Source organism: Acinetobacter sp. ACNIH2, assembly GCF_002934965.1.
Lineage (GTDB): Bacteria > Pseudomonadota > Gammaproteobacteria > Pseudomonadales > Moraxellaceae > Acinetobacter > Acinetobacter tandoii.
Map to the genome: position 1 here is coordinate 2,268,556 of NZ_CP026412.1, position 14,958 is coordinate 2,283,513.

At 36.4% G+C, this 14,958-nt stretch carries 12 protein-coding genes, 5 pseudogenes and 1 other annotated feature; of the genes and pseudogenes, 11 read left to right on the top strand and 6 right to left on the bottom strand.

All coding sequences use genetic code 11. From position 1 onward, the window contains the following. Positions 1–52: 52 nt before the first annotated feature. Positions 53–169, top strand: a pseudogene (locus tag C3F34_RS20815) (hypothetical protein); the annotation flags it as partial. 98 nt (positions 170–267) lie between these two features. After that, positions 268–882 (top strand): MarC family protein, encoded by a 615-nt coding sequence (locus C3F34_RS10690; protein ID WP_104441558.1) that lies wholly within the window; start codon positions 268–270, stop codon positions 880–882. A 42-nt stretch (positions 883–924) separates the two neighbouring features. On the opposite strand, the gene yddG is transcribed toward C3F34_RS10690, so the two are convergent. The 4 genes and pseudogenes from yddG to C3F34_RS10710 all read right to left on the bottom strand — a co-directional run bounded on the left by yddG (position 925) and on the right by C3F34_RS10710 (position 3,968). Further along, a complete protein-coding gene (gene yddG, locus C3F34_RS10695; protein WP_104441559.1) occupies positions 925–1,827 on the bottom strand; it encodes an aromatic amino acid DMT transporter YddG in 903 nt (300 codons plus the stop codon). 116 nt (positions 1,828–1,943) lie between these two features. Continuing rightward, positions 1,944–2,870, bottom strand: a complete 927-nt coding sequence (locus C3F34_RS10700) for a DMT family transporter (protein ID WP_104441560.1) — start codon at positions 2,868–2,870, stop codon at positions 1,944–1,946. After that, a complete protein-coding gene (locus C3F34_RS10705) occupies positions 2,870–3,070 on the bottom strand; it encodes a type II toxin-antitoxin system Phd/YefM family antitoxin (RefSeq protein WP_104441561.1) in 201 nt (66 codons plus the stop codon). The genes C3F34_RS10700 and C3F34_RS10705 overlap by 1 nt, the downstream gene beginning before the upstream one ends. A gap of 206 nt (positions 3,071–3,276) precedes the next feature. Beyond that, positions 3,277–3,968, bottom strand: a pseudogene (locus C3F34_RS10710) (Fic family protein). Positions 3,969–4,117: 149 nt separating this feature from the next. Here C3F34_RS10710 and C3F34_RS10715 point away from each other — a divergent pair. From C3F34_RS10715 to C3F34_RS10730, 3 genes and pseudogenes are all read left to right on the top strand, one after another. Beyond that, positions 4,118–5,116: a Fic family protein gene (locus tag C3F34_RS10715; RefSeq protein ID WP_104441562.1), complete on the top strand. Its 999-nt coding sequence runs from the start codon at positions 4,118–4,120 to the stop codon at positions 5,114–5,116. A 436-nt stretch (positions 5,117–5,552) separates the two neighbouring features. Further along, positions 5,553–6,001 (top strand): annotated as a pseudogene (locus C3F34_RS10720) (integrase arm-type DNA-binding domain-containing protein); the annotation flags it as partial. 78 nt (positions 6,002–6,079) lie between these two features. Then, positions 6,080–7,299 (top strand): IS3 family transposase gene (locus tag C3F34_RS10730; protein WP_104441367.1). Its coding sequence is split into 2 segments (ribosomal slippage): positions 6,080–6,356 and positions 6,356–7,299, totalling 1,221 coding nucleotides; the frame shifts between segments, so codons are not numbered across the junction. Beyond that, positions 6,355–6,471, top strand: a sequence feature (AL1L pseudoknot). Its footprint overlaps the gene before it by 117 nt. Positions 7,300–7,309: 10 nt before the next feature. Here C3F34_RS10730 and C3F34_RS20820 read toward each other — a convergent pair. Then, a pseudogene (locus C3F34_RS20820) lies at positions 7,310–7,459 on the bottom strand (IS982 family transposase); the annotation flags it as partial. Between the two features lie 309 nt (positions 7,460–7,768). Here C3F34_RS20820 and C3F34_RS10740 point away from each other — a divergent pair. From C3F34_RS10740 to C3F34_RS20290, 6 genes and pseudogenes are all read left to right on the top strand, one after another. Then, positions 7,769–8,596 (top strand): hypothetical protein, encoded by an 828-nt coding sequence (locus tag C3F34_RS10740; protein WP_104441563.1) that lies wholly within the window; start codon positions 7,769–7,771, stop codon positions 8,594–8,596. 89 nt (positions 8,597–8,685) lie between these two features. Beyond that, positions 8,686–9,562, top strand: a pseudogene (locus C3F34_RS10745) (integrase core domain-containing protein); the annotation flags it as partial. Between the two features lie 631 nt (positions 9,563–10,193). Next, on the top strand, positions 10,194–11,060 hold the full coding sequence (locus C3F34_RS10750) for a DUF6502 family protein (protein WP_044738209.1): 867 nt from the start codon (positions 10,194–10,196) through the stop codon (positions 11,058–11,060). A gap of 402 nt (positions 11,061–11,462) precedes the next feature. Beyond that, on the top strand, positions 11,463–11,645 hold the full coding sequence (locus C3F34_RS10755) for a hypothetical protein (RefSeq protein ID WP_044738208.1): 183 nt from the start codon (positions 11,463–11,465) through the stop codon (positions 11,643–11,645). A gap of 191 nt (positions 11,646–11,836) precedes the next feature. After that, complete coding sequence (locus C3F34_RS10760) at positions 11,837–12,688, top strand: OmpA family protein (RefSeq protein ID WP_104441564.1); 852 nt, start codon at positions 11,837–11,839, stop codon at positions 12,686–12,688. A gap of 42 nt (positions 12,689–12,730) precedes the next feature. Continuing rightward, a complete protein-coding gene (locus tag C3F34_RS20290; RefSeq protein WP_158654351.1) occupies positions 12,731–13,825 on the top strand; it encodes a BapA/Bap/LapF family prefix-like domain-containing protein in 1,095 nt (364 codons plus the stop codon). Between the two features lie 34 nt (positions 13,826–13,859). Here C3F34_RS20290 and C3F34_RS10770 read toward each other — a convergent pair. Then, positions 13,860–14,935 (bottom strand): IS3 family transposase gene (locus C3F34_RS10770; protein WP_104440995.1). Its coding sequence is split into 2 segments (ribosomal slippage): positions 13,860–14,683 and positions 14,683–14,935, totalling 1,077 coding nucleotides; the frame shifts between segments, so codons are not numbered across the junction. Between the last annotated feature and the right edge of the window lie 23 nt (positions 14,936–14,958).

Consider the following 14,958-nt stretch of genomic DNA (forward strand, 5'->3'; position numbering starts at 1 on the left):
AGTATTATGCCATTATTTCAATGAGTTGTCTTTTTTTGTCGTGTACAAAGCCGAATACTTAATGAGTAAGAACGATCCATTTGTAGGCGGAACAGGCGCTTCATTGGCAGCTGGTGATGATGGCAAATGGAACAAGCTTTTGAATGTCATGTTGGTTTATAGCTTTTAGAAATTAGTCCACTATTTTCAGACTGAAAGCAGTTACATGATTTTTTAAATTTTTCAGGAAGTTATTAACTTCCTGAACTTGTTTTAAGGATATCCAACATGACTTCACCTTATTTAACGACTTTTATTTTATTCTTTTCTTTATTAAATCCATTCCTGATGAGTATCTACATGATTGGCTTGATTAGACATACCGAAACTAGGGTATTTAATCGAGCACTCATACAAGGTGGTCTAATTGCATACGTTGTTTTTCTTCTTTTTGCATGGGGCGGAGAAGCGATTTTTAGTCAGTATCTAAATGTACGGTTCGAATCGTTTTTAATTTTTGGAGGTTTAATTTTTCTAGTCATTGGCTATCGATTTGTGTTTCAAGGGGCTGAAACAATCGGAGAAATGCGTGCTGCACCTGAGCATCTTGCCGGAACCGTCGCGATGCCTTTTATGATTGGACCGGGGACAATCAGTGCAGCGGTTGTCACAGGAATGAGCATGTCGATTGGAGAAGCTGCTCTTATTATTGCTTTCACATTATTTTTAACTTGTAGTGTGCTGATCATCATGAAACTATCGCATGACCACTTAAAGTCTAGTCATGCAAAATATATTGATCGTTATTTTGATATTGTTGGAAGGCTTGCCGCCTTACTAATTGGAACAATTGCGATTGATATGATTGTGAACGGAATTACTAAATTGATTGAGAAGGTTTAGTAAGTTAAAAGCCAAAGAATTTCTTTGGCTTTTAATAGAAGATTAGGTGGCTAGTTTAGGTTGTTGAACTTGATTTTTCCGAATTGAAAGCCAGCAGATAATTGATCCGATAGTTACAATAGTTGCACCGTACCAGAAATTGGTAGATAGGCTTGAATGTAAAACAATCACTGAAAATGCTGAAGAGAGCATTGGTGAAAAATAGGAAAGCATTACCAAGATCGGCATATTGCCTTTAATAATTCCAACATTCCATGCTAAATATCCCATTGCAAAAAAGAAAGCATTAATCAAGATGAAGATATAGCTTGTCATAGTGCTGACATGCGGTAAATGAATACCTTGAGTTGAAAGCGTGAGAATCCATAAGGCAACCGCAGTTAATATAAAATATAGCGATACCGCATTCGTACCGTTACTATGCTTTTTGGTATAAATACAATATACAGCCCAAAGTAATGATGCTAAAAATATTAATAAATAACTTATGGGATTCTTATAAAAATTATCAATGAAATTAAGGCTAGGGTGATAATTAATCAGGACAATACCAGAGAAGCTAACAAGTACTCCTATAATGGTCAAAAAGTTTACTTTTTCTTCTTTTAAACATGCCAGCATTAAAATGATTAATGTTGGCCATAAACTAAAAATGATGTTCATTTCAATCGATTTTTCAGATGACTGAGCTAAGGTGATTGAGAATGCGAAGCATAGTTCAAAAATAACAAAGAGTAGACTGGATATGATTAAAAATTTTTTAGAAACTTTTTTAAAATCAGGTAGTCCGTAAGAAAAATACAGAATTATAGCACTTAAAGTATAGACGTAAGTGACCGTATAGATGGGGCCAAATATTTCAGTTGAGAGTCGTAATAACCCGACTAAGGTAGACCACAATAAGAGCGCTAAAATACCTATGCTGGTTGCAATCTGACGGTTCATTGGAGTTGTCTGATTTAAATAAAGCTAATAATAATTTTTTACTTGGTAGTTGAGAAGCTAAATTCACATGATGGTTTTTCATAGATTAATGAGTTTTTCTTATAGATACTTTCTTATTAAAGTTTGAGCCTATTTTTGGAAAAAGTGATGATCACTACACCTATTATGTTGAGTATACAACCAACCCATTGTATTAAATTTAGGTGTTCTTCTAAAAACAATATTGCCAAAAAAATTGTTAAGACTGGGCCAACAGAAGAAATGATGGAAGATTGAGAAGCTCCCAAGTGTTCAATGCTAAGTATAAGTAAAATAGTGGGTAAAACAGTAGCAAATATCCCTAATCCTATTCCATACCAAATAATACGATGAGGAAGTTCAGTTAATAAGGTCAAAGGCTCAGGTGTTGCTAAAAAATAATGTATAAAAATACAGCAGCAGGCAATAGATAAGGATAGGCCAGTTAAATTTAATGAACCAAATTTTTTAATGAGTGGAGGAGTAAGAAGTAAATAACATGCAAATGCGACAGCACTCGCAAACACTAGGCTAGAGCCTAACCAGAAGTTATGTTGATCAGTTAAGTTTTTTTGCTCTTGAAGCATGACTAGAACTGTTCCACCATAGCTGAGCATCAAGGCCATAATAACTTTGAGGTTAAGCCCCTGTTTAAAAATTATACTGGAAGCGATGACTGTTAACGTAGGATATAAAAAGAGAATAATTCGCTCTAAAGATGCACTAATGAACATGAGGCCAAAAAAATCGAGCCAACTCGATATGTAATAACCTAAAGCTCCTGTAAGAATAAGTAACAACCAATCTTTAAGTTTAATGCTGTAATACTGGTGCCGTCCAAACCAACATAGCATGAGAAAGAATGGCAAGGCGCTTGCCATTCTTATCACCATTAATGTTGTCGCATCCAAAGTGGGGGAGAGAGCATAAGCTTGTTTAATAAAAATGGCTTTGGTGCTAAACAAGAAAGCTGAAAGAAATGCAAATACTGAACCGATCTGGTATGTGGAAAAGTTGAGCTTCATTAAATCTTTTCATTTGAGACAATTTTTTTGAGATAGGCTGTATCAAATTCAGCTTTCTTATATGCTTCATAAGATGATTTACTAATGATTACTGCTGGCTCTCGTCCTCTACGAGTAATTTCTACGGGGTGACCTGCTGCTGCTTGATCCATTAATGCTGATAGTTGAGCTCTAGCATTTGAATAATTCCAGCTATGCATGGTGAGTTCCTTTATGTCCTTATAGTCCTAAAAGATTAACGAGACGTTAGAGTTTGCTCAAAGGATTTATTCTCAAGTATCTATGATTTTTTTTCATGATGCTGATCTATTTGAGAAGTACATTACTGAATAGAACCTTATTGACTAAATTGAGTAATAAATTCGCATTTCATTATATTTTAAAACGCAAAAGACTCTATTACGATTTAAATTCCCAAAACCATTTGATATGGCTTAAACCCATCTATTACAGCATCAGCTACCAATTGAATAAAAGGCTCAGTCTTTCCATAAGCCATCCATTGATCCAATGCTTCATAGTAAGCTGAACGATTCTCTACAGTAATTACACAGGGTGGATAATACGACCATTGCCATCAATAAAGGGATGAATACCAACGAAATCAGCATGTACTTTGGCTGCACGTTCAATGGGATGAAATGTCTGGGCGGCACTATTATATCAATCAACTAAATGAGCCATCTTGTCATTTAACAGAGTGTAATCAGGGGGCGTAGTTGTAGCACCAGAGATTAAGACATTCTGTTGGCGATAGAGACCTGCATTTTCATCATCGATATTTTTTAGAATAAGTTGGTGTATATTTCTTATCTAGCACTCTGAAAATGGTTCTTTCTTGCGAATAATGTCTTCAACGTAGTAGATTACATTTCTATGATTAATTACCTCGAAGTGATCTTTTAATTTTTTACCGCCGACAGCAATACCTTCTAATACGACTTTGGTTTCTAATAGGGTGAGTCTATTTCCTGAGATAGCATTTGAATGAAAGATCCAGCGAAGAAAAAGATCATTTTCAATGTTTCTTGATGTAAAGTCTGACAAAGGCCTGTTTTGATCAAGTTTATTCTTAAGACTATCAATAATTGCAAACAAATGGATAACCTCTCAGTATTTACGACTAGAATCGATTGCTCTTTTGGTCAGTAAAAATAATTATATATGAATGACTTATGATTTAAGCTTTGAGAAATTGGTCTTTTAGAGTTTAATTAACTAGAACCTTTATGTTATTTAGGAATGGCATGAAATATCAACCGCCTTATACAATCACCAATAAAATTATTCACTTGATTGCACAAATTAGTGAATCAATAGGGCGTTTGACTGCATTAACTCAAATTCAAGATAGCCTTAAATTGCGAAAAGCCAATCGTATTCGAACGATTCAAGGGTCTTTAGCGATTGAAGGGAATACCTTGAGTACAGAGCAAATCACAGCGATCCTGAATGGCAAGACCATTATCGCTCCACCTAAAGAAGTTCAAGAGGTGCGTAATGCCCTAAAGGCATATGAAGAAATTCAAAATTGGCATCCTGATCAAGAATCTCATTTGCTGAAAGCACATCAAATATTGATGACAGGACTGATTGATGAAGTTGGACAGTATCGCCATGGTGGTGTTGGTGTGATGTCAGGGGATCGAGTCGTGCATATGGCTCCGCCTGCAAATCAAGTCCACCGTTTAATGGGAGAGTTATTGCAGTGGTTGGCTGATGGCAATGAGCACCCATTAATTCAGAGTTCAGTATTTCATTACGAGTTTGAGTTTATACACCCATTTGCTGATGGCAATGGGCGGATGGGGCGTTTATGGCAAACTTTGATCTTAAGCCAGTGGAATCCAATTTTTCTCAATATCCCTGTAGAAAGCCTGATTTATCAAAACCAAAAAGCTTATTATGATGCATTGCAAGCGAGCACAGATCGTTCAGATTCTGCCCCTTTTATTGAGTTTATTTTGCAGATGATTCTTGATGCAATACTCAGTTCCGATGCCAGCGATCAAGATACCGCTCAAGCTAGCGTACAAGTTAGCGATCAAGTTAAACGCCTCATCCAGAATATGGAGCAGAAGGAATATAGTCTAACTGAGCTGATGGCTCTTTTAGATTTGTCCCACCGAGCAACTTTCCAAAAAAATTATTTAACTCCGGCATTAGAAGCAGGTGTGGTTGAACGCACTCTTCCTGATAAGCCTAAGAGTCCTAAGCAAAAATACAAATTAAAAATTGAGTTATAATGAGGTTAAGGTGATTATTTGTACCACAAGAAAATAATTGAAATGATATAATGTTACAATTATTTTAAGGTATAATGTTTTGCTATAATGCCGTATGCCATTTCAAATCCTGAATTTGGATTTGAATAAGATATTAAAGCGATTCAATGCACTAAATCTAAGTTGGGTCAAAATTGGGTCAATGAAATATATTTTTTGTTATAAATTACATAAAAACAGTTGCTTGGGTTTTGAGTTCAATTGACGCCACCCCAAAATTCTTTTCGAAGTAATCCATCGGAATCTAAAAAAGCCTTTAAACTCAATGTTTAAGGGCTTTTTTATTGGCTGTATTGTCCGATGCTGTCCTAAGCGATTTGACCCTATTTTTGCTCTGTGTGGGTAAAAATTGGCAAAATTTACCCAGAAATTAACACAACAAATTCTGGTTAAAGATATGTCACTCACAGATGCAGAATGTAGAAAAGCTCAACCGAAAGACACGCAATATCGTCTATCAGATTCACATGGTTTATTGCTGATTATTACAACTAAAGGTCAGAAGTATTGGAATGTCCGCTATATCGTTCATGGGCAGCGTCAATCTGAGTCATTGGGACCATACCCAGTACTTAGTTTGAAAAAAGCTAGAGAAATAGCTTATGAACTTAAATATAAATATTCTAAAGCTGAACAATTAGATGAGCTTAAACCATTATTTCGTGAAGTAGGTGAAGATTGGTTTAATAACCAAAAAGATAGGTGGTCGCATAAACATATTTTGAATGTTCGAGTATCTCTGGATGAAGTGTATCTTTCATTAGAAAATAAGTGTATTAATCTGATTCAATCACCTGAAATTTTGCAGAACATAAAAAAATTGAGGCAAGAGGCTCACTTGAAGTATTGTTGAAGTGAGAATTTTTATACCAAATGAACCGTACCGGGTTTGTCGGAGAGTCAATATTCTGAGAGACTATCCCGATGACAAAATTAAAATATACCCCTGAAATCAGAGAAAGATCGGTTCAATTATTGATTGAATCTGAAAAAGATTATCCTTCTACTTGGGCAGCAATCACAGCAATTGCGCCTAAAATTGGCTGTACTCCTGAAACACTTCGTGCCTGGCATCAAAAGCATTTAGATCAGCAAAATCCCGCCAAAGTACAACAGGTATCTGACCAAGAAAAAATGAAGCAAATGGAACGTGAAATTAAAGAATTAAAACGTGCCAATGAAATTCTACGTAAAGCAGCCGCTTTTTTCGCCCAGGCGGAGCTCGACCGCCCACACAAATAATGGTGGATTTTATCCATAACAATAAAGATCGATATGGTGTTGAAGCGATTTGTAGAATTTTACCGATTGCAGCTTCGACCTATTATCGGGCTTTAGATCTCGCTGACAATCCAGAACATCGAGCGAAACGAGATCTACATGATGAGCATCATGCTGAACAAATTAAACGAATTTGGAAGGAAAGTTCAGGTCGATATGGTGTGCGTAAGGTCTGGCAACAATTGAAACGTGAAGGTTATGTTATCGCACGTTGTACAGTTGCTCGATTGATGCAGAAGCTAGATATACAAGGTGTTTGGCGTGGTAAGAACAAACAAACCACCCGTAGCCGAGATGACCAAAAACGGGCAGATGATTTAGTGAAACGTAATTTTAGAGCTGATCAGCCTAATCACTTGTGGGTTGCTGACTTTACCTATATTCAAACTCATTCAGGCTGGGTCTATACCGCCTTTATTATTGATGTGTTCTCACGAGCAATTGTTGGCTGGAAAGTATCTACACGAATGAATACAGATATGGTGCTCGATGCATTAGAGCAAGCATTGCATGATCGAGGCATGCCAAAGAATGTGATTCATCATTCCGATAGAGGTGTGCAATATCTTTCCATTCGCTATACCAATCGTTTAGAAGCAGCAAATTTACGAGCATCAGTCGGTACGACTGGTGATTCATACGATAATGCTTTGGCTGAAACAGTGAATGGCTTATACAAAACAGAGGTGATTGAATATTTAAAAGCAGATTGGCAAGGTTTAGCGGATGTACAACTTGCGACATTAAACTGGGTAGATTGGTTTAATAAAAAGCGTGTACACAGTGCACTAGGTTATGTGCCACCTTTTGATTTTGAATCAATGTACTATGATAAGATTAACCCGTTAGGTCAGGTGGCCTAACTTAAATAAAAAAGTCTCCGACAAACCCAGTACGGTTCAAAATGGCGATAAAGGTGATTTCTGAGATACTCAGTTATGCCGTTTGGATTCTTAAATAGTGATTACTTTGCTTGAGGAATTTCCAGTAGGTTGCTTCAAATTTAAGAAAGAAATCATCAATTACACAGAATAATTAAGTACTATTGAACATCAGGACTAGAGTTGTAAGTTTGGTGTGGTAACTCAACTGATGGCTCTAGTTCTCCTGTTTTTCAAGTTAATTTATTATCTGCTATTGGGGTTACTTATAGCTAAGTGAAAAAATAGTTGAGATAATCTTTTATAAACGGTAAAAGGGCTTTTTCTAATCATTACTAATTATTGAAAATGAAAGCTCCTTTTTACGATTTACGGGTTTGTTAAGACTAAAAAAGTATTTTATGGTTCTGTATGGATTTTGATTAATCTAAAGTAAATATGAGTTAATTTTATGTTGCAATCACAATTAAGATTCCACCTTATCCTCATGGGTACTTTAGTTTTATCAGGATGCGTAGATGAAAATGGAAATGTTAGTGTTGGAGTGAGTCTGGGGGGAACTGGGACTGGTAGTGGAATTCCGATCGGAACTCCAAACCCCACTCCAAATCCTCGACCAGATGTTGAACCAGATAGAATGGAAGATGATGCAGAATATGCTGTTGCTTATCCAGATCCTGTGGTGCAAAACTGTTATGGGGTTGAAAGAACGATACAGTTTATAGAACACTATAACGAAACCCCTGTTTTTGCTGGTGATAGGCAAGATTTGTTTGGGGTGAATAGCAAAACCTTACCGCCAATCAAATTTAAATTACGAGTGACTATAAAAAATACATTACCAACACGAGTCTATGAATATATCGATAGTTGTAAGGCTGCTTTTCAGCTAAGTGGTAGTAAAACAGTAAAAACCACACAAAGCGATTATTGTCTCAATGATGAAACGGTAAATGTATATCAGCCTAATGAGGAAAGAACATATTATTATGCTTTTAATTTACCGAATATTTTACAGACATGGACGGCAAGTTATCATGCAGAATATTCAACCGCTTTTTATTCAGATTCAGTACAACGAAATCAGTGTGAAACGTTAAGTACACAGTTGGTTGTAGATCCATATCCATCGTCAATGGATGGGGCTCCACCTGATAAAGATTCAGGAACAGCAAGTGTTAATACTGGATCGCAAAACTCTAATACTGATGACTCATCACAAAGTGGGTCTGATGAAAGTCCTATTTTTGGTGGGTTTGGCTTAGGTGATGAACTTTAGTTAAATTTCAGAAGATTTAAAACTCTTAGAGATCATTTGTGTGATTCATAGACATTCTTTCAACATAATTGGCGTCTTTGAACAAATAAATACAACAAGGACTCTTATGGGGTGAGTTATTTGAAGAAACCAATGATGCTGGTCTAGTCTGTCGGAGATGTGGTATTTCTAGACCAACCTTACGCAAGTGGTGGAAACGATATTCTGAGCAAGGTATTGATGGATTAAGTAGTCAGAAAAAACGTTCGTTAAAATCTCAAAATACTAAAGTCAATGCTGAGCTAGAAGTATTAATATTGGAAATGTACTCGGCTTGAAATCTGGGGGGCTCGACGTTTGCAAATAGAATTGATGAGACTGCATGGAGTTTCGCTGTCCTTAGCGACTATTCATAAAGTGTTATCCACCCATCAATTCAAATCGATTAAAAAAACTCCGTCGTAAAGTTGATTTCATTCGTTATGGACGCCCTCTACTAGGTGATAAAATTCAAATGGATACCTGTAAATTGGGTCCGTCTATCAGTACACATCGATTGATAACTGCACACAATATCGTGTTTTAAGGATATATAAACGTCGAACAGCAGCGAATACTCTCGACTTTTTAGACTGTGTAATTGAAGAAATGCCTTTCCTTATACCACGAATACAGACCGACCGTGGGCGGGAATTTTTTGCTGAAAAAGTACAAAAAAATTGATGCAACATGGAACCAAATTTAGGTCAAATAAACCAAACTCTCCTCATTTAAATGGGAAGGTGAAGCATTCACAAAAGACCGATAAATCTGAGTTCTACGCAACCATAGATATAAATTCTGAAGATATCCAAGACAAACTAGCAGAATGGCAGCATTACTATAACTGGATGAGGCCGCATTCAGCTTTGAAAGGTAAAACACCGATGGAAAGGTACTTTGGAATTAAGTGAAGAAACTCCTTTCTCAGATGAAGTCCAAAAGCAATAAGACCCATCAAATGAACGAATTCAACATGCCAATTATAAGATGGATTTTTAGAGATCGCTAGATTGAAAACGATCTCTATGAATCACACAGTTTCGAAAAGCTTCTTTGAATCAATATATTTTATCTGAAGATTATGCACGATAGCTCTGAAATATAGGGTATAAATATCAATCAAAAAAAGGATCTTTTTTTTGATTTATGAAAGAGATCTTATAATATATTGACTTTATGTTGAGATTGTACATATTAAGATCAGTACACCATTTCAAATCCGAACATAGGATTTGAACAAGATTTTAAAGTGATATAAAGTAGAAAGGCTTAAACTGTATGGGTTTAAGCCTTTTTTATGCCTGTATATGAATGAGCTTATAGCTTGTTGCTATGAATGGGGGCGTGTATAGTTTGAGTCAGTGAAAAGTCACCATAAAAGACATGCGATGAAAAAACATAGGTTCTTAAACTTCTTGGAATAAAATTATATTATAAATACGTCTCATTTACATAGAAATGTGAAATAAGTCAATGTTTAATAATGAAAATATTAAAATTATTTTCTACTCAGGGACGGTTTTGTTATCATCATTTTGATTTTTATGTTTAATTGTTTGTAAATAAATAGTGGTATATGACAAAAAATGCCTTTGAAGACCATAATTTAGACGAAACTAAATTAGCAGGTTATTTGCCACAGAACACAGAGTCAACTTTAGAGTATTCTCTTAAAGTTATGTCTGAGCTTGTTCATTGGTTGGTGAAATCAGGTGTGGGTCATGCAGAATTTTCTGCTTCTTTACGGGTACTTTTCTATAATGAATCAATAAAAGAACTTGATTTTTTAGATCAAAAAAAAACGGACTCGTCTATTAGTTTGTTAGCTGGGCTGAATAGACGTGATGTAAGCAGTTTTCGTATAGAAAATGGTGGGCATCATAAGGTTATTCAAAGCTTTACGGATACGTTGCCTATAAGTGTTCCTGCTCGGGTAATTGGCTTGTGGGTATATAAAAAGTTACCTAAAGTATTGAGTATTGTGGGTGCTGAAAATAGTTTCGAGTATTTAGTTAGACAAATATCTACTGAGAAACATCCACGTTCAATTTTGTCAGAATTGAAAAGGCTTGGCTTAGTGAGCGAGGCGAATGGAAATGTGATTTTACATCAAGAAAGTTTTACTCCTCTACCTGAAGCGAATGCTACCAAACAAATTTTTGCTGAAAATGTGGCAGATCATATTGCAGCGGGGGTGAATAACTTAACACAGCATAACAATCTCTTTTTAGAGCAAGCTCTTTTTGCAAATGAATTATCTGAGGAATCTATTGATTACCTCAAAGAAAAGACTGCGGAATTATGGGAAAAATTTTCTAAATCTATCCTAGCGGAAGCTATTCAGCGTTGCAAAATAGATGAAGGAAGATTAAATGCAAATCATCGATTTCGGGTTGGTATTTACCAATATGATGAAAAAGATTCTTCGATAAATGAGCTTTAAAGCAACGCACATAAATTATTTAAGCTATAAAGGCTCTTCCTTCTAAATTTATATTTTAATATCAATTATTTATTGAGGATCTGTATTGTTTTTGATTCAGGAACTTCTTGGACTTGATATACTTATCTGACTTTTTATTCCAATTTATTCATAAGTTTCTTATCTGTATAAAAATAAAATACTGCATTTTATTACCTTAAAAATTTGAAATGGAAAAGTTTCTAAGCTACGGCACATAAACCCTCAAATCGATAATTTTACTTTCTATAGCATTTACTTATTTAACAATCGGAAGAAGCTTGTTTGTTGTTTATTATAAAATGTGTAAAATGCACATTTTATAATTAGAGCTATAGCATTAAAAGTAGTTCAACTGCTTTAAGTGCCCTGGGTGGGGGAAAAATGTTGAGTTTAAAAATCTATAAATTCCTAGTCTTTTTGAAAAAAAAACAATCATTTAAACTCACAAGTGGTGGTGCTGGATTAGGGGGAACTGGTACGGGAACGGGAACAGAAACGGATAAAGATCAAAAACCAGAAAAATCCGAATTAATAACTGATTCCTCTAAGAGTCGAAAACTTTAATAGCGTAACGTTTGATTCCAATTATGAAGAATTTCTAAAACAACAATATCAAGCAGCTAATATATGATAAAAAAAATGTGCAATTTGCACATTTTTTAATTAAAATATGTTAAAACCGACAATAGTGTGAATTGTTTCACATAATTTAAGAATTCTTATGTTCATTGTTTAGGTGTTGTGGAGGGTTGTTAATGTACAAATTTTCATTATGGATAACTTCGATATCGCTGGGGTTAACGGCTTGTGTATCAAATCACTATACACATCCATCAGATTTACGTTTTCAAGATAAAAAAGCAGAAAATAATCAAACGGTAATTGTAAAAAGAGACGGGGTGTTATGTGCTGAAGATACGGAGAAGTCTCAAAACTGCCCAATTGAGTTTTATATAGATAGCGTCAAAGCTGGAAATTTTTATATAAATAATTCAGCTAATTACCAATTAAAATCAGAATCTTATAATTTTAAGGTTAAGAATTGCACAGAAGCATCATGTCAAAGTTGTGATGTCGATTTGGCTGTTGGTCAGTTGAGTAGTAATGAATTTGTGTTGTCGGTAGACAATGTTGGAAAACCATTTATTTCAAATAATGGAACTCCTCTGGTTTGTAAAACACCAGCAACAGCAGCTAAAAGCATCACTGAAAAAACATTAACTCTAGATTTAGCTGCTGACACTTTATTTAAATTTAACGGTTCTTCTTTAAATGACTTACTTCCGAAAGGTCGCCAAGAAGTTTTAAACGTAGCTTCTCAAATTTCAAATAATTTTGTTTCTGTGAGTCAAATTAAGTTGACAGGTCATACAGACCGTTTGGGTAGTGATAGTTATAACTTGCAATTAGGTCAAAATCGGGCAAATACCGTACGGAATTTGTTAGTTCAAAACGGTGTAGCTGGAAATATTATTTCGGCAGAGAGCGCTGGTAAACACCAACCCGTCACGAATGGTTGTTTTGATGTAAAACAACGTGAAGAGCTAAAAACTTGTTTACAGCCAGACCGTCGTGTGAGTGTAGAAATCACAGGCATTACTAAGTAATTGAATCATTAGAATATAAGTAAATATAATTTTAGGTGAAGCATGACTAAGTTTATTGTAATAGAAAAAGATTCTTTAAATAAAGCAACGATTGATACAGCACATATTAGCTTAAATGAAGCATCTATTGTTCATACTAAAATGAGCCGCGATGATGTAGCTGAGTTTGTACGCGATGGAAATAATTTAGTACTTAAGCTTAAAAATGGAGAAACTATTGTTATAGAAGGTTTTTTTATAACATATGACGACGTTTCTTCTGACTTGGTTTTTGAAGAAGATGGATGTGTTCTCTATTGGTTTGATGGGGCTTCGGGTTTTAATCATATTCCCGGTTTAGAAGTTTTATTACCAGAAGCTGGTAGTAAGCTCATAGGACTCTTGCCATGGCTAGTTGGTGCTGGAGTTATAGGTGGTGTAATTGCTGCTACAAATGATGATGATAAAAAAGAGAACATTCCTAACGGTACAAACAAAATTGGAGTAGAAACAAACGGTACTATCACAGGTCAAACAGAGAATGTACCTGAAGGGACTGAAGTCAAGATTACTATTACGGGTCAAGACAAAGATGGCAAGTTAATTACTCATGAAGAAACTGTTAAGGTAGATAAAGATGGGAATTATACAACAGACGTGCCACCGGACTTTGCAGATGGTGAGCTTAAAGTAAAATCTGAAGTTATTGATCGTAATGGTAATACGGTAAAAGCAGAGGATAGTCTTGAAAAGACAGATCATGACAATAATCCGGGTACCCCAGATCAAGGTGGTTTAGATCGCGTTGATAGTGCAATTACTGTAGATATCGTAGAAAGCGGTGTGATCACGGGAACCACCACTGATGTTGCGCCAGGTAGCAACGTTGTATTGACCATCACTGGTAAAGATGCCAACGGCAATCCAGTAACCGTGAACAAAACCGTGACCACGGATGCATCAGGCCACTACAACAGTGCCTTGACGCCAGCCGATGGCATTGTGGATGGTTCAAGTGTGACGGTTGTGGCAACGACCACAGACCGCAATGGTCAAGCTGTTGGTCCAGCGACCGACAGCATTGCTGCACAAGGTAACAACGACAACAATCCAGACACTCCAGAAGACAAAGGTCTTGATCTGGTGACGGGTGGGTAATCCTCCCATAAATAACCGAAGTTAAAAGTAGAGGTTAAGCAGCCATTAGAGGTGGCCTTCCTTTGTTAGCTTGGTGTGGTCTTTCATGATTGTAATGCCACAGCCAATCAGTTGCGTAATCCTGAACTTCTTCTAACGTATCAAACAAATGCTTGCTCAGCCAACTATAACGTATAGTCCGATTATATCGTTCAATATACGCATTCTGCTGTGGCTTACCCGGTTGAATATATTCAATACGAATACCGTGCTCAGTAGCCCAGCGCACAAATTCGTGACTGATAAACTCGGGGCCATTATCACATCGGATCACTAACGGTTTTTCTCTCCACTCCAGCAATTGATTCAACGTACGAATGACCCTAATTGTGGGCAATGAGAACCCTGCTTCAATGGCTAGGCCTTCGCGGCGGTAATCATCAATCACATTCAATAATCGAAACTTGCGACCATCGGAAAGTTGATCATGCATAAAATCCAGTGACCAAACCTGATTTGCACGTATTGGCTCTTTCAGTGGTTCAGGCACATGTCGTTTTAGTCTTCTTCTCGGTTTAATACGCAGATTCAGTGCCAACTCACAGTAAATGCGATAAACCCGCTTGTGATTCCAGCAGTGACTCTCAACATGCCGTAAATACGAGAAGCATAGACCAAAGCCCCAATCGGTATTTTCCTCAGTGAGTTCAATGAGCCGTTCTGCAATGAGCACATTGTCATCACTGAGTCTAGCCTGATAACGGTAGCAGGTTTCACTTATGCCAAATGCAGTGCAAGCTAAACGGATACTAACAGCATGTTGGGCCACTGCCTGTTGAGCCATCTGACGTCGACAAGATGGCTTTACCACTTTTTTGACATCGCTTCCTGAATAATTTCTGCTTTTAATCGCTCTTCAGCATACATTTTTTTCAGTCTGGTATTTTCTGTTTCCAACTCTTTCAGCCGTGCCATCAAAGATGTATCCATGCCGCCATATTTAGCACGCCATTTATAGAAGGTTGCATTACTCATACCATGTTCACGACAAAGGGCCGCAACAGGTGTGCCAGACTCCGCTTGCTTCAAGATGGACATGATCTGGCTGTCAGTAAATTTAGATGTTTTCATGCAGAATCTCCTGCTTGTATCTT

Excerpts from the sequence above, each read along its gene's own strand:
- C3F34_RS10705 (WP_104441561.1), bottom strand. The coding sequence starts at position 3,070 with ATGCATAGCTGGAATTATTCAAATGCTAGAGCTCAACTATCAGCATTA.
- C3F34_RS10700 (WP_104441560.1), bottom strand. The coding sequence starts at position 2,870 with ATGAAGCTCAACTTTTCCACATACCAGATCGGTTCAGTATTTGCATTT.
- C3F34_RS10760 (WP_104441564.1), top strand. The coding sequence starts at position 11,837 with ATGTACAAATTTTCATTATGGATAACTTCGATATCGCTGGGGTTAACG.
- yddG (WP_104441559.1), bottom strand. The coding sequence starts at position 1,827 with ATGAACCGTCAGATTGCAACCAGCATAGGTATTTTAGCGCTCTTATTG.
- C3F34_RS10715 (WP_104441562.1), top strand. The coding sequence starts at position 4,118 with ATGAAATATCAACCGCCTTATACAATCACCAATAAAATTATTCACTTG.
- C3F34_RS20290 (WP_158654351.1), top strand. The coding sequence starts at position 12,731 with ATGACTAAGTTTATTGTAATAGAAAAAGATTCTTTAAATAAAGCAACG.
- C3F34_RS10755 (WP_044738208.1), top strand. The coding sequence starts at position 11,463 with ATGTTGAGTTTAAAAATCTATAAATTCCTAGTCTTTTTGAAAAAAAAA.
- C3F34_RS10690 (WP_104441558.1), top strand. The coding sequence starts at position 268 with ATGACTTCACCTTATTTAACGACTTTTATTTTATTCTTTTCTTTATTA.
- C3F34_RS10750 (WP_044738209.1), top strand. The coding sequence starts at position 10,194 with ATGACAAAAAATGCCTTTGAAGACCATAATTTAGACGAAACTAAATTA.
- C3F34_RS10740 (WP_104441563.1), top strand. The coding sequence starts at position 7,769 with ATGTTGCAATCACAATTAAGATTCCACCTTATCCTCATGGGTACTTTA.